Origin of the sequence: Colwellia sp. BRX8-7, from assembly GCF_014077275.1 — a bacterium.
Lineage (GTDB): Bacteria > Pseudomonadota > Gammaproteobacteria > Enterobacterales > Alteromonadaceae > Colwellia_A.
On the sequence record NZ_JACGVP010000002.1, the window covers coordinates 178,047 to 201,695 of the forward strand.

General features: G+C 36.3%; 17 protein-coding genes. 8 read left to right on the top strand and 9 right to left on the bottom strand.

From position 1 onward, the window contains the following. Positions 1-48 precede the first annotated feature (48 nt). Both H4J57_RS02900 and H4J57_RS02905 read left to right on the top strand, forming a co-directional pair. Positions 49-744, top strand: coding sequence for an SDR family oxidoreductase (locus H4J57_RS02900; protein ID WP_182241903.1), 696 nt, complete (start codon positions 49-51; stop codon positions 742-744). Positions 745-890: 146 nt separating this feature from the next. Further along, the gene (locus H4J57_RS02905) at positions 891-1,874 is read left to right on the top strand and encodes a Gfo/Idh/MocA family protein (protein WP_182241904.1); all 984 of its coding nucleotides are present in this window, start codon (positions 891-893) and stop codon (positions 1,872-1,874) included. A 196-nt stretch (positions 1,875-2,070) separates the two neighbouring features. On the opposite strand, the gene H4J57_RS02910 is transcribed toward H4J57_RS02905, so the two are convergent. Continuing rightward, on the bottom strand, positions 2,071-2,739 hold the full coding sequence (locus tag H4J57_RS02910; RefSeq protein ID WP_070376549.1) for an OmpA family protein: 669 nt from the start codon (positions 2,737-2,739) through the stop codon (positions 2,071-2,073). A 309-nt stretch (positions 2,740-3,048) separates the two neighbouring features. On the opposite strand from H4J57_RS02910, the gene H4J57_RS02915 reads away from it, so the two are divergent. Continuing rightward, on the top strand, positions 3,049-3,366 hold the full coding sequence (locus tag H4J57_RS02915) for a hypothetical protein (protein WP_182241905.1): 318 nt from the start codon (positions 3,049-3,051) through the stop codon (positions 3,364-3,366). 127 nt (positions 3,367-3,493) lie between these two features. Here the strand turns inward: H4J57_RS02915 and H4J57_RS02920 are convergent, their stop codons facing one another. The 3 genes from H4J57_RS02920 to H4J57_RS02930 all read right to left on the bottom strand — a co-directional run bounded on the left by H4J57_RS02920 (position 3,494) and on the right by H4J57_RS02930 (position 5,746). Continuing rightward, positions 3,494-4,201, bottom strand: coding sequence for a pirin-like bicupin family protein (locus tag H4J57_RS02920; protein WP_182221691.1), 708 nt, complete (start codon positions 4,199-4,201; stop codon positions 3,494-3,496). A 64-nt stretch (positions 4,202-4,265) separates the two neighbouring features. Beyond that, a complete protein-coding gene (locus tag H4J57_RS02925; protein WP_182241906.1) occupies positions 4,266-5,216 on the bottom strand; it encodes a glutathione S-transferase family protein in 951 nt (316 codons plus the stop codon). 71 nt (positions 5,217-5,287) lie between these two features. Next, positions 5,288-5,746: a DoxX family protein gene (locus tag H4J57_RS02930; RefSeq protein ID WP_182241907.1), complete on the bottom strand. Its 459-nt coding sequence runs from the start codon at positions 5,744-5,746 to the stop codon at positions 5,288-5,290. Positions 5,747-5,875: 129 nt separating this feature from the next. Here H4J57_RS02930 and H4J57_RS02935 point away from each other — a divergent pair, with 129 nt between their 5' ends. Next, complete coding sequence (locus H4J57_RS02935; RefSeq protein WP_182241908.1) at positions 5,876-6,763, top strand: LysR substrate-binding domain-containing protein; 888 nt, start codon at positions 5,876-5,878, stop codon at positions 6,761-6,763. 173 nt (positions 6,764-6,936) lie between these two features. Then, positions 6,937-7,143 (top strand): hypothetical protein, encoded by a 207-nt coding sequence (locus tag H4J57_RS02940; RefSeq protein ID WP_182170021.1) that lies wholly within the window; start codon positions 6,937-6,939, stop codon positions 7,141-7,143. 175 nt (positions 7,144-7,318) lie between these two features. On the opposite strand, the gene H4J57_RS02945 is transcribed toward H4J57_RS02940, so the two are convergent. From H4J57_RS02945 to H4J57_RS02960, 4 genes are all read right to left on the bottom strand, one after another. Beyond that, positions 7,319-10,606 (bottom strand): DUF4062 domain-containing protein, encoded by a 3,288-nt coding sequence (locus H4J57_RS02945; RefSeq protein WP_182241909.1) that lies wholly within the window; start codon positions 10,604-10,606, stop codon positions 7,319-7,321. Between the two features lie 164 nt (positions 10,607-10,770). Next, positions 10,771-11,640 (bottom strand): toll/interleukin-1 receptor domain-containing protein, encoded by an 870-nt coding sequence (locus H4J57_RS02950; RefSeq protein ID WP_182221686.1) that lies wholly within the window; start codon positions 11,638-11,640, stop codon positions 10,771-10,773. Between the two features lie 66 nt (positions 11,641-11,706). Continuing rightward, on the bottom strand, positions 11,707-14,079 hold the full coding sequence (locus tag H4J57_RS02955; protein ID WP_182241910.1) for a hypothetical protein: 2,373 nt from the start codon (positions 14,077-14,079) through the stop codon (positions 11,707-11,709). A gap of 39 nt (positions 14,080-14,118) precedes the next feature. Further along, a complete protein-coding gene (locus H4J57_RS02960; protein ID WP_182241911.1) occupies positions 14,119-16,032 on the bottom strand; it encodes a hypothetical protein in 1,914 nt (637 codons plus the stop codon). A 503-nt stretch (positions 16,033-16,535) separates the two neighbouring features. On the opposite strand from H4J57_RS02960, the gene radA reads away from it, so the two are divergent. Beyond that, the gene (gene radA / locus H4J57_RS02965; RefSeq protein WP_070376542.1) at positions 16,536-17,912 is read left to right on the top strand and encodes a DNA repair protein RadA; all 1,377 of its coding nucleotides are present in this window, start codon (positions 16,536-16,538) and stop codon (positions 17,910-17,912) included. A gap of 358 nt (positions 17,913-18,270) precedes the next feature. On the opposite strand, the gene H4J57_RS02970 is transcribed toward radA, so the two are convergent. Continuing rightward, complete coding sequence (locus H4J57_RS02970) at positions 18,271-21,174, bottom strand: UvrD-helicase domain-containing protein (protein ID WP_182241912.1); 2,904 nt, start codon at positions 21,172-21,174, stop codon at positions 18,271-18,273. A 565-nt stretch (positions 21,175-21,739) separates the two neighbouring features. On the opposite strand from H4J57_RS02970, the gene H4J57_RS02975 reads away from it, so the two are divergent. Next, positions 21,740-22,300 carry an RNA polymerase sigma factor gene (locus H4J57_RS02975; protein ID WP_182216409.1) on the top strand — a complete coding sequence of 187 codons (561 nt, stop codon included), beginning with the start codon at positions 21,740-21,742 and terminating at the stop codon, positions 22,298-22,300. Positions 22,301-22,325: 25 nt separating this feature from the next. Next, positions 22,326-23,387 (top strand): FecR family protein, encoded by a 1,062-nt coding sequence (locus H4J57_RS02980; protein WP_182216407.1) that lies wholly within the window; start codon positions 22,326-22,328, stop codon positions 23,385-23,387. Positions 23,388-23,649: the final 262 nt, after the last annotated feature.

Sequence of the window (23,649 nt, forward strand, 5' to 3'; positions counted from 1 at the left end):
ACAAATCAATAACTTGATTAACCAATTTGAATAAAAATAGGCATAAGAATGTTAAATATAGAAAATAAATGGGCGCTAGTAACGGGAGCTAGTCGAGGGATCGGTCTTCGTGTTGCGAAAGAGCTTGCTAAACAAGGCTGTAAACTCATCATTCATTCTCGACAATTAGCTGGTACTAGAGATTTGCTTAATGAATTAACCACAGCGGGTCATGAAGTTTATGCTGTAGCGGCTGAACTTAATTCAATCTCTCAAGTAGAGCATTTAATTACCGAGGTGAAAGCCTTGAGTAATAATCACCTAGATATACTGTATAATAATGCAGCAATCATGACCAAGTATCAGCCGCTCTTTGCCCCGACGGCAGAGGAATACCTAGACAGTTTTATGGTTAATAGTATTACTCCGGCTAAATTATGTGATGCTTTTCTTCCAGGCATGCTAACGCGTAATTGGGGACGTATTGTTAATGTTTCTTCAGGTATTAGTAACCAACCTGAATTGATGGCATATAGTTGTTCAAAAGCCGCTCTTGAAAGGTATGTGCGCGACATGATGCCAACGCTATTAGGCACTAACGTCTTAATGAACTTGCTCGACCCTGGTTGGTTAAAAACAGACCTTGGCGGCACATTTGCCCCTAACGATGTCGATTCAGTAATGCCCGGCGCACTTATTCCCATACTATTGGAAAAAGAGCAAGGGAGTGGTATTTTATTTTGCGCCCAAGATTATGTTGGTTAACATTATGCTTAGTATCAGGCTTAACTATCGAGCTTAAGCATCGATGGGCTAATGACGCTTTATTAAAGATAGCTAGTCTGTGGAACAAAGAGCATCAGCTCGATGAAAAAATAATTTTTTTTGTACTTTTATCTTGGTAATAGTTAATGAAATCACTAAAAAATAGAAACATACGTTGGGGAATTATCGGTTTAGGTAACATAGCCAATAAATTTGCAACAGACTTATTAACGGTAAAAGATGCTGAGCTATATGCCGTCGCTTCAAGAACACAGAAAAAAGCCAATGATTTTGCCGATAAATATCACGCGACTAAAGCTTACAGCAGTTATAAGGCGCTCGTAAATGATGAAAATGTTGACGCTATTTACATAGCAACACCACATTCAATGCATAAAGAAAATGCGCTGCTGTGCTTAGAGCAGGGTATCGCGGTGCTATGTGAAAAACCTTTTGCCATGAATACAGATGAAGTGCAATGCATGATTGATGCTGCAACGGCAAATAATACTCTGCTAATGGAGGGGCTCTGGACCTATTTTCTTCCCCATTATAATTTTGTTTTAAATAAACTGACTGATAAAACTTACGGCAATCTACGTAAAGTTGAAGCAGATTTCGGTTTCGCAAGAGAATTTAACCAAGAAGCTAGGCTGTTTAATAAATCATTAGGCGGAGGCAGTCTTTTAGATATTGGCATTTATCCTATTTTTGCAGCACTAACTACCCTTGGCGTGCCCGAGACCATGACCGCTGATGCAACATTTTTTGCTAATGGCGCAGACTCTTCCTGTTCCATGGTCTTTAACTATAAAAATAACGTGGTAGCCTTATTAAAATCGACACTCTTGGAGTCGACGCCAAGTGAAGCGGTGTTTTATTGTGAACAAGGCAATATTAAAATTAACAGTGGCTTTAACAGCCCTTCAACCGTCACTTTAATAACCGATACAAAAGAAGAAGTTATCTCTTTTAATGGCAAAACATATGGCTACGATCATCAAATCAACCATTTTAATGAACTGTTACGTCAAGGGAAAAAGGAAAGCCATATCATGACCTTTAATTTTAGTCGCCAGCTTATCGAGACTTTAGATAGCGTTAGAAAACTTATTGATTTGAAATATTAATTGTAGATATTAATTGTAGATATTAATTGTAGATATTAATTTGAAATGTTGATTGTAGATATTGATTTGAAATGTTGATGGTTAACACTAATAAAGTCATGTTAATGGTATCGCCCTTTTAACGCCAAGCGTCTTAAGCAATAAGCCATTATCAATGCATATAACGCGGTGATAATGGCTTTATTTTATTGACGCTTTATGACTGTTCTATCGGTAACAAAGTTATTTCAACACGGCGGTTAAGCTCGCGACCTGCAGCTGTTTTGTTCGTTACTGCCGGTTGTGTTTCGCCAAAGCCAACAGTTTCTAAACGATCACTAAGGATTTTTTGTCCACGAAGATAATTAGCAACTGAGCCAGCTCGGTCTTCAGACAATTTCTGGTTATGCTGGGCAGAGCCGCTAGAGTCAGTGTGACCAGAAACAACAATAATGGTTTGGTTATATTCTTCAAGCACCAAAGAAACAGAATCTAATACGCTAGTAAAGTTGCTGTTAATGTTTGAGCTGTTCGAAGCAAAAGTAATGTTGCCTGGCATAACAAGGTTAATTTTGTCGCCGTCACGCACAATACTCACGCCACTGTCGCGTAATTGCTTACGCAATTTAGCTTCTTGAGTGTCCATATAGTAGCCAATACCACCGCCGATTGCGGCGCCACCTGATGCTGCTGCTAAAATACGTTTGTTACGTGTTCTGCTGTCTTTGTCTTTATTGTCTATAAAGGCAATGACTGCTGCTAAGCTTGCGCCTGCAGTTGCGCCTATAGCCGTTTTACTGGTTTTACTTTCACCTGTGTAGGGATCAAATGTTGTACAGGCTTGTAGCAATAATATCGCAGATGCGGTGGTGATTATTTTTTTCATGGTGAATTTCCTTTATTGGCCTTATTGCTTATTGTACAAAGCTTGGGCTATTAATAAATTACTGCAGGGGCAGTCTTGCCATTATTGCTTTTCGTCTATGTATTTTAAGGCACAAAAAAACCCGATGGAGACTCGGGCCTGAATATATAACGAAAATACACATATCTAAAACAACACTAATTTTATACTTAATATTTATAACATTCAAGCTACCTAAATTAATTACTGATGTTATATTTACTGAGAAGTGTTGTACCAAGAGCGTTAACTACTATATCTTAGCGGCATGAGTATTCTATGGAAAAACCGATGACGTTAGCAGCAGATTTTAGACATTTTATTGACGACGAGGGCAACGTACTCGAACTTACTGACCAAGCAAAAGTAGTTTTTGTTTTTCTGAGTAAAATTGTATTAGCCCTTTCTGAAAATATTGAGCAACCGCTCGTTCACGTTAACTTAAAATGTAATACTCGTGCTAAGCAACTCTCGTGTTCTGGAGAAATTGAAGCTAAATCAATAACCTTAGGGCTAATTGAATGGCATTGCGACACTTGCCAAGCTTGTGGAACGATTACTCATTGGCAAGGAAGTCGTTGGGACAAGCAGCAACGCGTTATACATTAGGTCTACTGTAGTAATAAAATATTGCTAGATAATAAAAGAGCGAATGCTAGACACGAACGCCAGCGCTTAAAATGTTCAGAACATACGATTTTAAGAGAACGTTCGTGGTTTACATTACTTGATTTAGCTAATTAATCGTGTCGATAATAATCACTTCACAGTCAATTAACGCCCTGAGTAAAATTGTCGTTGACTGAGTGACTTCAGCGCCATCTCCTGCGTTCATGGTGATAATTTTTGAGCTATCCTCTACTTTAAACATACCTGCTGAAGCTAATATATAAGCTTGATGGTCAATGTTATGCTCAATAACGGTTCCTTTCGCTAATTTCCCTCCATATATGCGCGTTTCTTGGTTAATAAACAGCGCCTTATTTTTATCTGCTGGGTAGCCTGATACTAACAATGTCAGTGCTGATAGCTGCTCAGTAGGAAATCTCTTACTTTCCCAGCGAGGTGCCACATCGATTTTATTAGTTTCAATCCAAATTTGATAAAAAGTTAATGGGTTTTTAGTGCGATTATATTCTGAATGCACAAGACCTGTACCTGCACTCATCACTTGAACTTCGCCCGCTTTCGTTGTGCCTTTATTGCCGGTACTGTCTTGATGAGTGAGCGCACCTGAACGAATAAAACTGATAATTTCCATATTACGGTGTGGGTGCGAAGGAAAGCCCATGCCCTGTTCAACCCAATCATCATTAACAACACGTAACTTTCCAAACCCCATCCGGCTTGGATTGTAATAATTAGCAAAGCTAAAATGATGTTTAGATTTAAGCCAGCCATGGTTAGCGCTACCTAAGCTTTTATAAAGATAATGTTTTATCATCAAATTTCCTCAGTATTTATTTATCTAGCTTCATTTACCAGTCAAACCTTAAACCTATTAACCCTTAGTATTGACGCTTACGGTCATGTGGCGCATCAAAGTGTTCCGCTGCGCCCAAAGGAACAATACCTGTTGGATTAATCGTTAAATGACTCGCGTAGTAATGAGTCTTAGTGTATTCCAAGTCAACCGTCTCTTTAATGCCAGGTACTTGATAAAGTTCATTAACATAGTTCTTAATATGATGAAATTCGCTGATTTTTTGGCGATTACACTTAAAGTGCCCATGATATACCGCATCAAAACGGATCAGTGTGGTGAACAAGCGCCAATCAGCTTCGGTTATTTTGTCAGCCACTAAATACCGCTGTTTTGATAAGAGTACGTCTAGCCAATCTAAGCTGTCAAATAAGCTGTGGTATGCGTCATTATAAGCCGCTTGTGTCGTCGCAAAACCTGCTTTATAAACACCATTATTAATAGTGTCATAAATACGCGTATTTACCGTTTCTATGGCTTCTCGTTGCTCAACGGGATAGTAATCATCAACATTACCTGTTAACTCGTTGAATGCTGAATTAAACATTCTACTGATTTCAATGGATTCATTATTAACAATCGTCTGAGTTTTTTTATCCCATAAAATAGGGACAGTCACGCGTCCTTCATAGCTAGGATCTGCTTTTAAATATAATTGGTAGGCATAATCTAACTTATAAAGTGGATCTCCCTTATCACCAAACGTCCAACCATTTTCCATCATTTTAGCTTCAACAACACTCACCGAAATAATTGTTTCAAGTTGTTTTAACTTTCTAAATATTAGTGTTCTGTGTGCCCAAGGGCACGCCAACGAAACATATAAATGGTAGCGGCCCGCTTCTGGTTTAAATTGACTATTAACATCTGATGAAATTTGACTTCTAAAGCGGCTATCTTGACGAACAAACTGCCCTTTACTTTTATTCGTGTCATACCATTGGTCGACCCATTTACCGTTAACGATTAATCCCATAACAAACTCCTTAAATTTATTTATTTAGCCATTATTACTCTTACTGGCAGGTGATTTAGCTATTTTACATTTTACGTATTTTTAATTAGCTTTCGGTATACGTGACGATCAATAGAGTATTTTCCGCCACCTTGCACAAATAGCGCAAGCGTTATCGCTAATAACGATAAAGCAAACTCATAACCGTTATTACTCATAAACAGGCCATTACTGATGTGAACACTAAAGATGGCCACTATCATAGTAATAGCCAAGACAAAACTGACAGGTCTAGTGAGAAAACCAATCAATAATAATATGCCACCAAAAAACTCAGCACTACCAGCCATTAATGCCATAAAGAAACCCGGCTCAAGCCCTATAGATTGCATCCACTGTCCGGTACCCTCTAATCCATAACCGCCAAACCAAGCAAATAACTTTTGCGCACCATGAGCGGTAAAAATTAACCCGGCAATTAATCGTAGCGGTAAGCTTGATAAAGATTGTTCAGTTTTAGTGATACTATTGATGGTATTTATAAATAACATTTTAATACTCTTTAATGACTAATGATTTAATATGTAGCTATTGTAAAGGTTGAGTTGATATCGAATAACCCCTATTATTTGTTTGTTATGTTCAAATAATTTGAACAATTAAATATCTGGATAATAGCCATGAAAACGCCACCTATTAGTATTGAAGCATTACTTGTATTAGATGCTATTGAAACGCGTGGCACTTATGCGGCCGCAGCAGAACAATTGAATAAAGTTCCTTCAGCGCTTTCTTATATCGTTCAAAAGTTAGAAGAACAGTTAAACGTGACACTCTTTCAACGACAAGGCCGTCGCGCCGTATTAACGCCAGCAGGCAAGCATTTATTATCAGAGGGCCGTAAAGTACTAACGGCCATTAATACCCTTTCAGAACAAACTCAAACAATTGCTAATGGCTGGGAACCCAAGATCCGTATTGCTTGCGATTCCATTATTGATATAAAAACTATTTTTAAAGGCATAGAAGCTTTTTTACTCGCCCATCAAAATATTGAAATTGATGTGCGAGAAGAAGTAATGAACGGCACGTGGGAGGCATTAATTGAAGACAAAGTCGACTTAGTTATTGGCGCTCCTTCACCTGTGCCCAATCAAAAAGGTATTAGGGCAATAAAAATTACAGTGTCTGAAAATGTTTTAGTGGTTAACAAAGCACATCAATTAGCCTTTATTAAAGGGCCGCTTGAATCAGCACACTTATCAAAATATAGGAATGTCGTCGTTCATGACTCAGCCCAACATGAGATCCCCTGGTCAGTTAATATTATCCAAGGCAGTCAACATTTCTTTGTTAGCTCGATTGCGATAAAAATTGAAGCGATTATTGCAGGGATTGGCATCGGATACTTACCCAAAAACCTCATCCAACATCATATTGAATCAGGCCAGCTGGTAGTTATTAAATTAGCAGAAGAGCGCCCACTGCAAGACTTATTTATGGCATGGAAAATAACCAACAAAGGTAAAGGATTAAAAAAATTAATCGCTATCTTATCAGCACAATAAACTAGCAATAATAGTTAACCTTAAGCCTTTAATTATTAATATAAATATCATTAATACAAGAGTAGACGTTTTTATCTATTTCATTTAAAGTCGCCTCCACAATTTGTAGCTTAAAAGCTAATTTTTTCTGCCGATAACTTTATTTACGGCATAAGTGTGTGAGAGACCTTTCGATGAATAATAACCTTTGGGAACAACTATTTTCTATCAGCGATACCTTAAATGAATCTGCAGAATCAAAAGAAGAAAAACTCAAAATATTAATCAAGCATTTAGCCTCTATTAATATCACCCATGAGCGTTCATTTGATCCAGCGGAAAATTTTGAAGCCTATGTCGCAGTAAATTTATGTGAAGCTATACATAAAGTTTTAAAGTAAAATATAATGCATTAATGTGAGCTTGGTTAACGTACGTTTTTTTCACTTTAGTAGTGAGATATTATAGGGAAAATCGACGACTATTTGGCCAGCTAGGTTGTAAATTAACATATTAAAAATAGATACAAGTGTGCTTTACATTAATAGTTTTCAGTCATTAATGAGTTTATAAACTTCAAACAAGTGATTTATTGATCGCTGCATGCCAGTAATGATTCCCTGGATCTGATGGAAACCCTAATGCATGCTGCCAAATATTTTTGGCCTTAGTTTCATCTCCAGCTTGTCGAAGTGCAATGCCAAAATCGTAGTAATCTCGTGCAGCAGCTTCACGATTAGACTCTATATCTATATCACGTTCAAAAAAGTAATCTTGCCAATATGCAACAGCTGCTTGTGAATTTTTTTTCAAACACGCTAATCTAGCCTGATAAGGTAATAGTTCTTTGGGACCTCTCTCAGATTTTAACCAACGATTTTGCTCAATATTTTTAAAAGCGGCTTCTGCATCTGACAAAATTTTGTAGCGGTAAGCTATTTCAAATTTATGAGCCCAAATATTCATGATCCAACGTTTAGCTGTTGGGCTTCTATCACTTTCATCCTGAAATATTTGTAAGGCTATATCTAGTTGTGTAACGTAATCATTTGTTGAAATGCTATCATCGAACCACCGAATACGAAATTCAACACATCGGCTTATAGAGCCACCTATTTTGTTCCCGTTATTATCTGCACGATTAGCACTTTTTTCTAACCAATTTGCAGCCTCACAGAATTCACCTCTCAGATAATTAATGTATCCAAGATCATACTCGATTCTCGAGCATTCAGCTTGATCTGGTTGAGCCGTAGCAATGAGCTGAGAAAGAACCTTTTGAATAACCTTGGTGGCACCTTTTAGATCATTATCTCTTCGTAGCATATTACCATGACGAGCCATGAAGGCTTGTTGATAACAAAGCTGAATATTTTTACTGTGCTCGGTCTGATTTAATTTTAACCACCTATTCTCTGAACCTGTTTTCAAAAATGCTTTATAAAAGCAAAGGTTCTCTCGGTAAATGAAATTTGCATGTACATCTTCGACACTAAGAATATCACTATCTACATTGCCTAATGATACTAAAGCATCAATTAAAGAAAATATAAGAGATTCAACCTTTAAGTTGAGAAGCTTCTGATTAATAATATGTTGATAAAGATGTGATATTTCATCAAGACATTCAAATCCCATACCTGAATTTATTTTTGCAGTAATAAATGATTGATCCATAACTTGAATTAATCGTTCTAAGTTACCTGCTTGAAATAACTGATAGGGTAATTCAACTAATTTACGTTGATTATAAATCTTTATCTGCCCACCTAAGGTAAGTGGTTGACTATCAAAATACTTAGCAAGATGAAAATGATGACTATTGTCTTTTAACTTTTTTTCAGCTACTTGCTCTATTTGTCGATGAAAAAAGCAAAGCACCTCAACATCTTGAAGATTTCGAATCATTAAGTAAGGTTTTAATTCCGCGCGAAGACGCGCCCAAATAACAATCGGTAACTTATTCTGTAAATTTAACTGATGAAACTCATTTTTAATCGCCTTCATAACTTCAGGGTCATCCGAAAGCACATCCAAAAGTTCTTTTTCTGTCATCCCATATCTACCAGCACATAGGTATGCCAAACTTCTTTCTACAACAAGAACGTTATGGTGACTAATCTGATATAGGTTATCAATAAACTCACAGATGATGCCACTCACATCAGAGGCTAGCTTTGGAATACAGGTCGAACTCCAGCGACTTGCTTCGTCAAATGCCAAACGAAGGTATAAGGGTGTCCCTACATTTTGAAATAGCGCCATAACATAAGAACGCTGCAAAGTACTTAGTGTTCTTTGCTCATACTCCAACCATTTATTAAGAACAATTTCACCTTCGTGAGATGATAGAGCGGGCATATAATATGGTTTCTTTTTATAGATACTTTTCAGGTTATCAATATAATGCCCCTCTAATGAAGTAATCACTAATTTCAAGTGACTGGGTAAATATTCAGGAATCCATAACAAATTTTCATTATCGACGAGCTGATCTAATGCATCAATAAGCAAAATAAGTGTCTTACCCTTTTCAGCTAGCTCTGCTAATTTCTGGTTAAAAATCTTACTCAAACTTTGTAAATCGATACCTTCATAGGATCTTGGTGCCTGCATAGGTTCTGCTGTAAGAGATATACCTTCACAAATAGAACTGAGCAGTCCTCGCATACTAACACTTCTTGCACTTGCTCCTACGAAGCGAACAACACAAGAGTAGCCCTGGTCTTCCAGTTGAGTTGAAAGCTTGGCTATAAATGCAGATTTTCCAGCACCTGATAGACCAGAAATTATAAAAGGGGCATCGTTGGGGCTAACAATATAAGTGTTAATCGCTTTAAATAAATCATCCCGTCCAAAAAAAATTCGAGCTCTATTATCACGAAATGATAAATGTTCTTCATTTTCAATACTCACTGGGCTTGAGTACTTTTCTGCTAGAGTATCAATCTGTTTGGTTATAGCGTTTTTAAGCTTTGTAATTACCATAAACTTGAATTGTTTTTTGTATTCGCTATCAAATCCTCCATTATTAAACGTTGCTAACGATGCTGTTAATGGGATTAATTGTTCATTAGGCAAAAAAGTAAATAGTCGATTTCTAAACTTTTCTACCCTTTCAGCTGCTACCCCCCCTAATTCGAAAAAATCACTCGATTTTTTATCTTCACAAGGCTTTACGGAGCGTAAAACAGCATAAATATCTTCCATTAAGATTTGGTGATTTTCACTACACGGGGCATTAGAGTATATATTTTCTGCTGTTGTGCTAAAACCAGGAATACCTGCTATTACTTCTTGCTCTGTTGCTGATAAAAAATAGACCTCGCGTGAATCAAGTCGAATAGCTGTTACAACTTCCTGCAGAATTGCACGTAACTTACTCTCTTCTTCTAACCACTTTTCATAAGGTTGAAAACTTTGTCTACCAATGCCGTAGCGACCTTGTAAAACAAAGGCTGCAGGAACACAGTTTTCATCTAACTGATACCATTTACTAATAACATATGAATTAACTATTTGTTCAGACTTATATAGGTGTGATTTTATTTTAACAAAATCCTTTTCTGTTATTATTCTAGGTAATGGCACCCAGCCGTATCGTTCGCCAGAGAGAATAAGAAAGTTAGGCCGTGGATGTGCTCTTGATTCAGATACCTCTCGTATGCAAAGATCCAATGTTTTTTGATTAAGCTGAGCTTCTTCCGTTATTCCCCAACGTAAATCTATAGCCTGGAAACTAAAGCCCCGATTAGCACAATAAACTTCAAGCTCAGGAAAAACATCATTTTGTAGTATAGTTCGTTCCTCAGCCATATCAGAAAAAGTTGAAGATACAAACAATCGAAATGCACGAGGCAACATAAGTTCACTCTTTAAATAGTATGGGCTAACAAATAGGTAACTAAAAAATGTATAGTTAATAATATCATCAACTTAGATGTAAAGTTAATGATATTATTAACCTAGCCTATTTGTTATTTAAGAACAATTAGGCTCATGTTGCTAATCTTTTGATATGAAAGTAACTATATTAACCATTCAACGGCAAACTGACTATCTGCTGGTAATAATTTATCTGCGACAAATCGATATTTAACATTTATTGGTTTACATGACTTCACTGAATTTTTTAAAGTAGCGAAGTCTTCAATATCATTTTTAAACCCCTTTGGCTGATAACAATATAGTTTCAATATCGCCAGCATATATGCTGCAGAAGATGCCATATGGGTATTACGTAATCGTTGGAATTCAGAAGTGAACTCGTCTGCTTCACTAATATTAAGGTTTTTTATACCTTTACGTAATAAGTTTGAAATTAACCTTATAAATTCTACTCGCGGAACATATTTATCTAAAAAGCTGTATTCACCCAGTGCTCGAACAGATTGCTCAAAGTCACCGATAATCAAATCGATTTCCGCTTTTTCTATGTACTGCATATCCAAACTTTTAGTTTCAATGTTATCCGCTGTTGCTATGATTTGCTCTACAATTGGAGCAAAGTCACCAGATTCTAATGAGACAACAACATCGATCCATTGCTTACGAATAAAGTGATAATTGTTTCCACCTGCAGCCCCTGAAACTATACTGTCATCTAACTTTAAAGGAATTTGTTTTAAGCCATGTTTTTTAGCGAGTTGTATTTCGTTACTAACTTCTTCTGAAGCTGCGACCTTTAATAATTTATTTCCAATAGAATGCTTTGAAGCTAATAGTACAAAAAGCTCGCACTGCTCGATACCCTCTTCAATATTTTCAGCATAATTCTCGCCACCTAAAATTTTATTGGGTGCAAACCAAACTTTATGACCTGCTGCTTTTAAGCCTTCTACAATCTTGGTTGCTGCGTCTGAATCTTTGGTGCTGTAACTTAAAAATATGTTTCTCATCTTTAATTTTCCGTATTTAAATTTTTAAAATGTTCCGATGCGGTTAACTTCATGTGTTGTAATAAATTAACTTAAGACGGCTTCAGACCTTTTATGACTTTCTATTTGTGTACGGATATTCTTATAAGCTAAATCAACTAAACTATCTTTAGATTGAGACTTTGCTATTGAGTCACCTGGATCATAGTTCTTGGAAATATCACATTGTTCTTCGATATAACTCATTAATTTTTGCTGAGTGATATCTAACATTTTCACTAACTCGCTCTTGTTTGCTTCTTTAGCACGAGCGATTTCTGCTTGGTAGTATACGGTTAACTCTTCTGATTCAACTTCAAGTCGTTCTTTAACAGCAGCAATTCCACCGGCGGTGTCTTGCTCGATACTATGTGCGTCATTCTCAGCTAAGGTTTCAGAAAACTCTCTAATACTCTCATCATTCATCAGTGTTAGACTAATTTTTGCCCCACTAGTGACTGAAAGTGTAATTTCACTTCCCGTTAATTCTTGGCCAAAGCGATTACGATGAACGTCTTTACGTGTGACGTTGCTGACATCTTTGTAGTAAAAAGAGTTTGACTCGCGGCCAATGTATTTATCAGCAATAAAATCATAGTAGGTGGAGAAAACATCAACTTTTTCTTTAGTTAAGAAAATATATTGTATTGATCTTACCGCACAAACTAATTGCCCATTGCTATCAAAACGAACCGCTTGTTCATTTTGCTTATTAAGTCGAGGATGACTATTTTCTTGGATATACGACCAATCTTGCAGAACAATCGACTCACTTTTTTGACCATCACTTCGTTGATAAGTAATATCTGACTGATCGATATTACACTCTTGCATGGCCGCTTGCTGAATTTCATTTTCGATTTTTTGTTCAATAAGTTTATTTATTTTAACACCGCTAAATAACTCATTATCTTGGTGACTAGGTAAATTATTGAGTATCTCAGAGCGGTGTGTCTTAATTGTTTCAATCAAGTTACCGTAGGTTGTTAACATCACTTCAATAAGCGAAAGGTTACCCACGTTTTTAAACTGCTTACTTTTCTGACGTCGATTGCGAATAAACCAGAGCAAGGAAATGAACAGTAACGCCACTGTACCTGTAGCAAATATAATTTGTAAATCTAGTAGCTTGATATGTTTAAGTGTGTTTTTGGACTCAAGCATTTTATCTACTATTGGACTGATTGATTTGACAAGCATGTCAAAGTTATCAGTTAAAAACAGTGCTACCACACCAATTCCGCCAAGAGTAATCGCGAGAAAAAAGAAAAATAAAGCTGTAAATTTAGCAAATTTTCGCTTACTACGATGTTTTTCTATGCTTTTTTCGGTTTTAGATTTTTGTAGTGTTAACTCTTCTTCAGCTTGACGCGCCAAATCAATATTTTCTTTTAATGCCGTTTTTATATTTCTTTCTATTGGCCGGTAAAAGAAATCCCAAATGATGCGATTACCGCTACTTTTTTTGAACAACAATTCTTGGTTTTCAATCTCTTTTTTACCACTTTTTAAGTGGAAGTCTCCAAATTCAAAACTATTACATGTTAGTGGATAATCATCAGTACTGGCATGTGATTCAATCCAATTCTCGCTTTCCTTACTTGCGGTCACTAACTTATCGAAGTAATCAGTAATACCAACATCTTTAACATGTTTCTCTAACAATTCCCCATCTTTAGACCACAACTGAAGTATATTATGAGTATCTTTAATTAACAGTTGAAGATTATCTAATTCAAGTACATCGGTACGAGGAGAAAAAGAGAATTTATACTGATGAATCAATTCACCCTTAGCAGACCATTGACTTGGATTTTCATTTTTAGGTTTGACAATCCAAGTGTCTGATTTAAACCACTTGATGTACTCTACAGTTTTAGTAAACCCCGTTAATTCAGCGAGTAATTCACCCGTTAATCGCCAGATTTTTGTGTCCAACTTATTCTTAATAATAAGTGTTTTCGCATTAGCAAAATCAACATCATCTAAGCAGCTAACATCAGCCTCAATGGTTGCAATACATTTATAACTTCTCATGTCCCAATGCTTAATCGTTCCATCTAAGCTGACAGACAGTAAGTTACCATTAGGAAGTTCAATTAAACCAATAACTTTACCCGTATGACCATTAAGCCTTTTAACTAATCGACCATCTTTGTTGTTAGAAATTTGAATCGCATGCTCTAAATCAACAGTCAAAAAATGATCTTTATACTCTATATTTATTAGCGCCATGGTACATATGATACGTTCATTGTGGCGAGCAATGGTTTGCTTTTCATCTTGTTCTTTACAAACCCAATTAAAGCTATTGTCTAAGCCCCACTCTATCTCATAGATACCCAAGTCTAATCGTCTAACTTCTTCTGTTTCTAGCTCTTTATCCGTAAGGGTTTTATAGCGCTGGTAACTATTGGCCATTGAATTAATATCCTATTGTATTCTTTATTAGTTAGTTAGTTAGTTACGATTTTTAATATCGTTATTCGATTCTGAACTTGACCAGTTAACATGTTCAAACATAGCCTCTCTCGCTAGGGCTAATAGCATTAATTCTTTTGCTGATGTCATATCTCCTTTTAATAAAGATTGAGCTCGAGCGTAAAGTTCTTCCATACTGCTGTAGCCACTGGCAGTGCTTTCATAACCAAATAATTCACTCCACAATGCAACAACACCACCTACCATAAGGCTATACTGCACAATCATCATCAGTATGTTATTAGCATCATTTAAGGTAGAAAAATTGAATATCTGCTGAGCTAACATAGAGCATAAAAGAATCGCGCCAAGACCAATCGCTAGAATAAAGCACTTCTTTGAGAACGATGAGCATAGCAATGCCGCATAAAGTGGTCGTTTATAAAGAAGCTCAACTAAATTTTTAGCTCCTAGTTGTAATCGGCTTTGAAGAAAGCTTCGCTGATCGCCTATCCAAGTATCTCGAATCTCATCGAGGTTTTTATCAGCGGATGAGCGCCACCAATCGATTTCGGTTATAGCAATAGCATGATTAAATAATGGTAAGTGGCTCCGATAACGTCTTGGAATAATAGGCTCTCCCGATGGCGGGATATTAGACAAGTTTAAAAACCCCCTAATACGCATGGCTTCTGCGACACCTCGACTAAGCTGATACTTCCATTTCAATTCTTTTTTACCGGCGTAACGAATAACTCGCCAACAAGCGATAATAGACAATAAGGTCACTAGAATGACCCAACTTCCCTCTTCTGAATTAACTAAATTACCCGCTAATTCATAACAAGCAAATCCAACAATGGCAAACCAAAAAAACAATTTAATAAGTTTTCGATACTTTTGCTGTCCAATTAAGGCAAGATCATCGGCTAACGTAAAAATAGGGTTTGAAATTGAAAGGCCATTATCGACGTCTGGAGCAGTAAAGGTATTAGCAACATCAATCGACTCTGATGCGCTATAACTATTATAAAATCGTAGCTCAGATAATAACTGAATAAACTCTGTAGAGATAAAGTCAGTCAATGCGTTTTCATTTCCAGCATAGCTATATGCATAGAGCTCGCCCACTTCGGGTGTTAAATGCGCTAATGCGTCACTCTGGGGGAGATCCGTTAATAATAACGGAGATATATTATTAGTTACGCTAACTCTTTTGACAAAAAGATGATGAACAAGGCCTGCAATTTGACCATCAAATTCGGAAACGGCTTTTAATGATAGATTTTCAGTATTATCAGGCCAATGAACTTCCATACCCAGTTTATATTTTACAATATCAGCGGTACCGCCACATCCATTTGCATCACATCCATCCCATAAAGCAACTAACACATTGGCATATTTTGCAATAAATAATCCCTGATTAAGGTACAGGCTATTCCTGAGATCGCCATAATCTAGATCATCAATCGCAATCTGATAGTCACTATCAACCAACGAGTGTTTAATTTCGAGTAATTCATTACCATTTTTCTGGAGGGCTAAAACCATTTTTTTAAGCTGGAAGTAACTATTACTATTGGGTCGAAAGTCTTGTTCAAAATTTATCAGTGGCATAGGTAAACAGCCAATAATTTTTATCGCCTCACAACCTAATTCAGCTTGTAAATCTAATGCCACTTCAATAGATAATAAATCTGCTCCTTCTGCTAGACCAGACATGAGCCAAATTGGCGTGACTATTTGCCTTTCGTTAACAGAAGTTGTATTGGGTTTAGCTACTGAGTTTAGCTGGTGATGCCAGTGAAGTAGCGTTGCTCGAATGGTAGATTTAAGTTCCGCGCTATTGTCATTTACTGCGTCTGCATTATTAGTCAGTATGTCTCTATGGCCAGTAATACCAATAATAAAGGGGAGTTTTGATGTTAAATGACTAGCAAGTAATTCCATTTTTTGAACTCGTACTTCCATTGTTATATGATTGTGATAATACCTATAAAATTAATAAAATCAAACGCTTTATAGGTATAACATGATCTAAAGCAAGGCTAAAACACTCTTTATTAGTGTTTGTCTGTGCGTGATATATTAATTGCAAATAATAAAAAATAACTTTAATAATATTTTTCACCTGAAATCAATAAACAGGTTTTTCATCAATAAATAAAATAAATCATGCTAAATTAAAGTTGTTTCATCATCTATTAACGCCAAGACATACTCCATATAATAGCATTAATGAAATAGCTATAGCTTAGTCTGAAAAGACTCCCAATGGGACATAGACTATATTTTTGCTTCTTCACCTGAGCTTATGGTTAAATGTGCGAGAGCGATATGAATATACTCAAAACTTGTCAGTCGATTAATTGTATTGATTCAAGTAACTGGCTAGTTAAACTAGTATGACAAGCGCGATATAATAACCCCACAAATAAATTATTAAGAATATTATGGCAAAAGATAAAACAACTTATGTTTGCACCGAGTGTGGTGAAAATCATCCTCGATGGTTAGGTCAATGTTCAAGTTGTTCAGCTTGGAACAGCATCACAGAATTTAAAGAGTCCAAGGTAATAACCCAGCGCACACCAAGTAAAAACGCTCACCGAGGTTACTCTAAAGAAGATGCAAAGATAGATAAGTTGAGTGAAGTCTCTGATATGGACTTAACTCGATTTGACACCGGTAGCTCTGAATTCAATCGAGTGTTGGGCGGCGGTATTGTTGAAGGTTCTGTTATTCTTGTAGCGGGTGACCCTGGTGCGGGTAAAAGTACATTATTGTTAAAAACATGTGCTCATTTAAGTCAAATAGGTAAATCTTTATATACCTCAGGCGAAGAATCTAAAGGGCAAGTAAGAGACCGCGGTTTAAGGCTACAAGCCGACATTTCTAAAATTGACATAATGAACTCCGGTGACGTTGAGCTTATCTGTAATGTCATGGTCACCGATGGTTATAAATTCCTTGTTGTTGATTCTATCCAGACGGCATTTATTAGTTCACTGCCCAATTCTCCTGGCGGTGTTACTCAAGTCAAAGAATCCGCTGCTATGCTAAACCGACTAGCGAAAGAGCATGGCGTTACCGTAATATTAGTTTGTCATGTTTCTAAATCCGGAGATATGGCTGGGCCTAGAGTACTTGAGCACATCGGCGATTGTATGTGTAAAATAGAGCCAGAAGCTGACAGCAAATACCGAACACTTAGAACCTCTAAAAACCGCTTTGGTGACACCACAGAAATAGCCACTTTTGCCATGACAGCCAAAGGTATGCAAGATGTTGTAAACCCATCGGCCATCTTTTTAGATAAAGATGGTGCTGAATCGAGTGGGAATATGGCCTATGCATCAAACGATACCGGAAGAACTTTATTAATCAATATTCAATCGCTGGTCACCGAATCTCAAGCTGAAAATCCTATTAGAGGTGGTGTTGGCTTTGATTATAAACGCATGCAAATGCTGTTAGCCATATTGAGAAGTCGCATGGGAGTGAATATTGGCGGTAATGATATTTACGTAAACGTGGTATCAGGTGTTAACTTAACCAAAGATGTTGGCTCAGATCTGCCTTTGATCCTCGCAATGATATCGTCATCAAGAGAGCATAAGTTTTCGGTCAATACTATTGCCTTTGGAGAAATAGGGTTAGACGGTAGTGTAAGACCCGTGCCTTCAGGTGAAGAACGCGTCAAAGAAGCAATTCGTAACGACTTTAAAGTCATCATATTACCCAAACGTAATTACAATAAACGTTTAGAAACTAAAGGGGTTACCTTGATACCCGTATCTCATGTTAAAGACGTGCTAGAAATTTTCTGACACTAGTCTTTGTACGTGTAAATACAGGTCAGCAACCTAGTTAACTAATAATTAAGTTTGTTGACCTCTATTTTTGTGATGAATAGTAAATGCTACATCTTATACAAACAAAGATGATGACAATGGCTGAAGTATGAAATTTTTTCAATATTTCATCACGCTAATTATAATGGTGTATAACTTTTCAGATATCCTGGAACTAATAAAGTGTTAAATTTAAAAGGATTTTAATGAATCAAACTGGACTCTATCAACAGCTTTTATCATTATTAAAAATATGATGGCTGACTAAATAGAGAATTCATTGGCTTTATCTGTATCCCATTTAATAACTATTTCGCGTTAGTTAACTTACCAATTATGGCCATTTTATTTTGTCGGTATCAAGGCCATTTTTACAGCTCATTGGTTCATTACCTTTATAGTTTCTACATCCCCAAAACTCACCACTTTTACTTGAGCGTAACACCATTTCAGCATGACATTTTTCACACGTCGGTATGACGCTTTTACAGGCGTCATTCAAACAAAACTTAAAACCTGGGTGACGTTTTCGTGTCATCGGACTTTGGCAGCTAGTACAGGATTTCTCTTTATGCTCGCAGCGAGGAAAGTGTGAACATGAATAAAAATCGCCAAAACGCCCTGTTCGTTTCTTTAAGGTGCCTGTTTCACAAACCAAGCAGTTGATCTCATCTATAAATAATTGACTGGCTGTGCTGTCAAATTCATCAAGTTCGATGTTATGATCGCTAACAAGCTCTTTAACAAAACAGCTTGCTTCAGTCATATCGGCAATAACATAAACCCTATCTTTAGCCCTCGTTAGTGCAACATAAAATAATCGTCGTTCCTCGGCATAAGCAAAGGCTTCTTTTTTCGCGAGTAAGGCGTCGAGTAATGCTGGCGTTACTTTTTCTGAAGGGAAACCATGAGCACCTTTTTTGAGTCCAAGAATAATGACATAATCGGCTTCCTTTCCTTTAGAGGCATGAAAAGATTGAGATTCAATAGTTAATAGCGGATATTGATTATTTAACCGATTTAGATCGACTTTGTCTGGTAATTGAAACCAAAAACGCGCTAATAAATAAACACTTACCGGCTTACACGCTTTAGCTGAAATAGCCGCTAAAACATCATCGATTGCACCATTGGCCATTTCATCAACAATACCTTTTTTTGAAGAGTTTAATGCGCCATTCTCTCGTTTAAGTAATGAAACTGCAGGTGCTTTAACTTGTTTTAACGATTTTATTTTTTTCTTAATTTGAGCTGGATTTTGGCTAATAAAATCTGTTGCCACCTTGCCTATTTGATTATTAAATCGAAAGGTTTGGTCTAAAGCTGATTGAGTGGTAACGCCAAAGTAATGGGCAAACCCTGTGGTTAAGGTAATGTCAGCGCCACTAAAGCGATATATCGCCTGCCAATCATCACCAACAGCAAAAACTGAACAGGCTTTATTATTGTCACGTAAGGCTTTAACTAACCGTGCTCTTGGCTCTGATATATCTTGAAATTCATCGACCATGATGTAACGCCATGGCGAATTAAATTTCCCCTCTTGCACATACCCTAATGCTTTATTAATCATATCTTCAAAATCAATTTCAGCGCGAGATGTTAAGTGTTCATCATAAGCGATTAAAATCGGTTTAAGTAACGTTAATGCTTTCGTGGTCTGTTTTGGATCAGAAGAATTGATGATCACATTATTTTCTAACGAATGGTCTAAACACGCGGCTTTATAAAGTCCTACTAGCTGACAAAACATTTGGGCAAGTATTGTTATCCGCCCACTTTCTTTTAAATTTTCGAGTATCACTTCATCAGGGAGTAATTCAAATTTAACTTGATGAGCATTAAAAAATGATTCTAAAGCGCTAATTAATTGCCCTTTTTTATGCTGAGCATAGGTAAATTCAAGACAATGAGTGTTAAATTTCTTATGGGTGTCTCGTTTCCACTGAATAGATGTGTGATATTCACTTTTATTGATGTAAGACGCTGTATTCCCGTTCTCATCTACCCCGTAATATTCAATATAAACATTAAGTTCAGGTAGAAAAAAGTCTGGTTGGTATTGTCTGCGCTCTATTGTTTTTACATCATGAACGTAGCTAGCTTCATACTGGTATTCTATTCCGTGGTTAAATAACCAATTGGCAATATAAAGCTCACCAAAACGTTTAACCTTCTCTCCTTTTAAACTACGAATATCATTATCGTTTAAATATTGGTAATACTCACCTAGGCTTTCAAAGTCAGAATCATTACGTTCAACGTAATAGTATTTACTGAAATACTCTATGATAAGTTGACGATATTGGGCTTGCTCATTAATCAAGGTTTCAAAACACCTTTGAATCCACTTAGCTTTTGCTTTTTCATCTTCGGCGAATACCGATAAACTAGGCTTTTTTCCCTCAACTTGAGCAATAATATTAAGGCCTAAACGATGAAAGGTCGTTGCACTAATTTTATTAGTCGATAATTTTTCTTTTATTCTTATATCCATTTCATCAGCCGCTTTTCGGCCATAAGCTAATAATAAAATGTCACTATGCTGCGCTTGTTGGCTGTTAATTAAATAACCGGCTCGGCCAACCATCACACTGGTTTTACCTGTTCCTGCGCCAGCTAACAACAAGTTATTATCATTGTCGATAATACAGGCGCGCTGTTGACATAACGTTAAAGGATTAGACTCGATACGATCAAAGAAAGCTTGGTGGGCTTGAAGCTGTTGCTTAATATAACGTTCACGACAATCCTCTATAGCTTGCTCTTGCCAGTGATGGTAATTCGACAGCTGCTGCAGCTGCTTAGCAACCATCGGCAGTATTTTGCTGGTGTTAATCCAAGGAAACCAACGTTTGAGTTCTTGATTGACTAATGACTGAATAACATCAATATTTGACTGACGTAAATAGCGAGTGGTGATAATTTTTTTGATGGTCGTTAATAAGGCATTAACTGGCTTAATGTTGGCTAACGCCCAAAGTTTCTCACACTGGCTCTTATGTTCGCGTTTAGCATTGAAGGCAAGCATACTATAAGCATAACTTTTATCTGCTGTTTGCAATGTCATTATGTGCCCAAAAAAGCTGATATGAAACATTGGCGGTTTTATAAGTTCTTGCCATTTAATTTGGCTTAAGGTGTTTTCAACATCAATAGATAAGCCGATTTCAGTAATATTAATTTTCGTAGTTTTACCAATAAAGCGCCCAAAAACACTTGAAGATATACATTTCATTTACAGCACAAACCTAGATATAGAAAAATTCGACTTACCCTAAGCTGCAATTCTACCACTAGTCTAAAGGTAATTCTGTGTTAAGCAGACCAAATTTCATTTACGCACAACAAATAATCGCGTCTAAATTTTATAAAATAATAATCTACCGCTGATCTGTTTATTATTTACCCTTCTCCATTAACCATATAATTATTTTATCTACTAGGGCCTGCGTATAATAGATAAAACAATTAACAAGACACTCATCCTAAACTGAAGTAGCTTGAAGCTTATTTTCATTATCAAAAACAAAAAACGACACACTTACTTTTAAGCTTAAACCTTAATTAGCTTAACTTTCTAGGTAAGACATGTTTAATATCATAGTACTCAGCCTCTGCCGTCCATTTAAGGTATTCAAATTTGCCCCAGTTTTTTCTGTAAATAGATCAAGGTGTTCAATAAGAGTTACAAATTTGTCATCACTTAATCTACAAACTAAATCTTATTTAATGTCATTGTAATTCTTTGCTTCCCGCCCTACACTCGGTTTCACAATAAAATAAGAATAACAAGAACAACAATGGCTCAGAATAATAAATTCACTACGCTGTTTGTTAATTACACGGCTAATATTAAACGCTATATCAATAAAATCGCCAGTCCTGATGACATTGATGATATTATACAAGAGACGTTTATTCGAACTTATGAAGCCGATCTCAAAGAAGAAATAAAATACGCTCGTAGTTTTATTCTTAAAACAGCTAAAAATCTTGCGCTAAATCACGTAAATAAGTGGGATAATAAATACAGTGATTCATTAGATGATTCTGCTGACGCTTTGACTGGATTAACCTCACTGAAATTTGAAGAACAATTTGAGAGTAAGGAGCGTTTCTTATTATTTTGCCGAGCGACAGAGCAATTATCTATCGTAGTCCGCAAAACATTTATATTAAAAAAAGTTTACGGTTTCAGCCAAAAGGAAATAGCTAACTATTTAAACCTTAGTGAAAGTACGGTTGAGAAACATGTCGCTAAGGGCTTATTAAAGTGCGCTGAATATATGGAAAGGATTGAGCAAAATAGTACACCAAAAGCTTCAACCTTAAAAAACAACGCACGTTCAATTATAAAATAAAGTATAAATTAAAAAAGAATATTGTATGACAACAGTTAAACCATTCACCAGTAAAGCCGACATCAAAGCACAAGCAAGTCTTTGGGTAAGCAAAATTGATCGGGGTCTTTCCAACAAGGATAAACTCGATTTTCAACTATGGGTGAATCAAAGTGATTTTCATCGTAAAACCTTATTTTCTTTAGCTGCACTTTGGGATGATTTAAGTGTACTCAATGAGTTAAGTGCACTATTTACATTAGAAAAACCGATTCAAAAAAAGCATAATGTTATCGCTAAATATGCCGTTGCAGCAGGCATTGCCTTTATTCTGTTATTTGCGGGTAACTTCTTTGTGAACATCACACCTTTTATTGATGACAATATCGAAAAAAGATTTGTTGAAGTAAGAACGTTGCAAACAGAGATAGGACAGCAAACCCGGTTTTCACTGTCCGATGGCTCCAGAATTAAACTTAATACCAATAGTTTAGTTGAAGTCAGTTATTCAAAAAACAATCGCTTATTAACATTGATTAAAGGCGAAGCAAACTTTGATGTTGCCAAAGATAAAAGTAGACCCTTTACCGTAACAGTTGGCGAAAAATCATTTACCGCGTTAGGCACAATCTTTAATGTAAAAAGAAAATCTAATGAAAACATGGAGCTTGTTGTCACTGAAGGTCAAGTATTAATGACCAAGTCGAACCAACCATTAAATAAAATAGCAAAGATGTTATCTACTTTACCTAAAGAAAAATTACCTGGTTTATTGATAACATCTGGTGAAATTGCCACCATCGAAAATAATATTCAAACATCAAATAAAAAAACTTCATTTGAGCAAATTCAACGAGAACTTGCTTGGCAACAAGGTATGTTAGTTTTTAATGGCAAACCACTCGATGAAGCGTTAGCCGAAATCAGTCGTTATACCACCACAACCTTTGAAATTAAGGATGTTGAACTCAATAAAATAAAAGTGGCCGGTTACTTTAAGGCGAATGATATTGATGGACTCCTTAAATCGTTAAGTAGTAACTTCAATATTCAATTTGAAAAAGTAAATGAAAACTCAATTCATTTGAGCTTAAATACTACGAAATAACTTTAAATACTCCCTATCTTTTAACTCAATATATTTTTTATAAAATATTATAGAGGAATTTTCCTTCTGAACTGTTTATTAACACTGCAAGGTTGGCAAAAGTTATTTTGTCGTTTTCAACTTTCTGTATTTCGGCCGTTAACAAGCGCTACATTTTTTATATGTACCTGTCTTATATTCACGTCTGGAGCATTTGCCGAAAGCTTGATCAACTTTACAGTGAAGGAACAGCGTGCTGATAAAGCGCTCATTTCATTTGCAT

Bases quoted from the DNA above. Each gene is read 5' to 3' on its own strand.
- H4J57_RS02900 (WP_182241903.1), top strand. From the start codon at position 49: ATGTTAAATATAGAAAATAAATGGGCGCTAGTAACGGGAGCTAGTCGA.
- H4J57_RS02905 (WP_182241904.1), top strand. From the start codon at position 891: ATGAAATCACTAAAAAATAGAAACATACGTTGGGGAATTATCGGTTTA.
- H4J57_RS02910 (WP_070376549.1), bottom strand. From the start codon at position 2,739: ATGAAAAAAATAATCACCACCGCATCTGCGATATTATTGCTACAAGCC.
- H4J57_RS02915 (WP_182241905.1), top strand. From the start codon at position 3,049: ATGACGTTAGCAGCAGATTTTAGACATTTTATTGACGACGAGGGCAAC.
- H4J57_RS02920 (WP_182221691.1), bottom strand. From the start codon at position 4,201: ATGATAAAACATTATCTTTATAAAAGCTTAGGTAGCGCTAACCATGGC.
- H4J57_RS02925 (WP_182241906.1), bottom strand. From the start codon at position 5,216: ATGGGATTAATCGTTAACGGTAAATGGGTCGACCAATGGTATGACACG.
- H4J57_RS02930 (WP_182241907.1), bottom strand. From the start codon at position 5,746: ATGTTATTTATAAATACCATCAATAGTATCACTAAAACTGAACAATCT.
- H4J57_RS02935 (WP_182241908.1), top strand. From the start codon at position 5,876: ATGAAAACGCCACCTATTAGTATTGAAGCATTACTTGTATTAGATGCT.
- H4J57_RS02940 (WP_182170021.1), top strand. From the start codon at position 6,937: ATGAATAATAACCTTTGGGAACAACTATTTTCTATCAGCGATACCTTA.
- H4J57_RS02945 (WP_182241909.1), bottom strand. From the start codon at position 10,606: ATGTTGCCTCGTGCATTTCGATTGTTTGTATCTTCAACTTTTTCTGAT.
- H4J57_RS02950 (WP_182221686.1), bottom strand. From the start codon at position 11,640: ATGAGAAACATATTTTTAAGTTACAGCACCAAAGATTCAGACGCAGCA.
- H4J57_RS02955 (WP_182241910.1), bottom strand. From the start codon at position 14,079: ATGGCCAATAGTTACCAGCGCTATAAAACCCTTACGGATAAAGAGCTA.
- H4J57_RS02960 (WP_182241911.1), bottom strand. From the start codon at position 16,032: ATGGAATTACTTGCTAGTCATTTAACATCAAAACTCCCCTTTATTATT.
- radA (WP_070376542.1), top strand. From the start codon at position 16,536: ATGGCAAAAGATAAAACAACTTATGTTTGCACCGAGTGTGGTGAAAAT.
- H4J57_RS02970 (WP_182241912.1), bottom strand. From the start codon at position 21,174: ATGAAATGTATATCTTCAAGTGTTTTTGGGCGCTTTATTGGTAAAACT.
- H4J57_RS02975 (WP_182216409.1), top strand. From the start codon at position 21,740: ATGGCTCAGAATAATAAATTCACTACGCTGTTTGTTAATTACACGGCT.
- H4J57_RS02980 (WP_182216407.1), top strand. From the start codon at position 22,326: ATGACAACAGTTAAACCATTCACCAGTAAAGCCGACATCAAAGCACAA.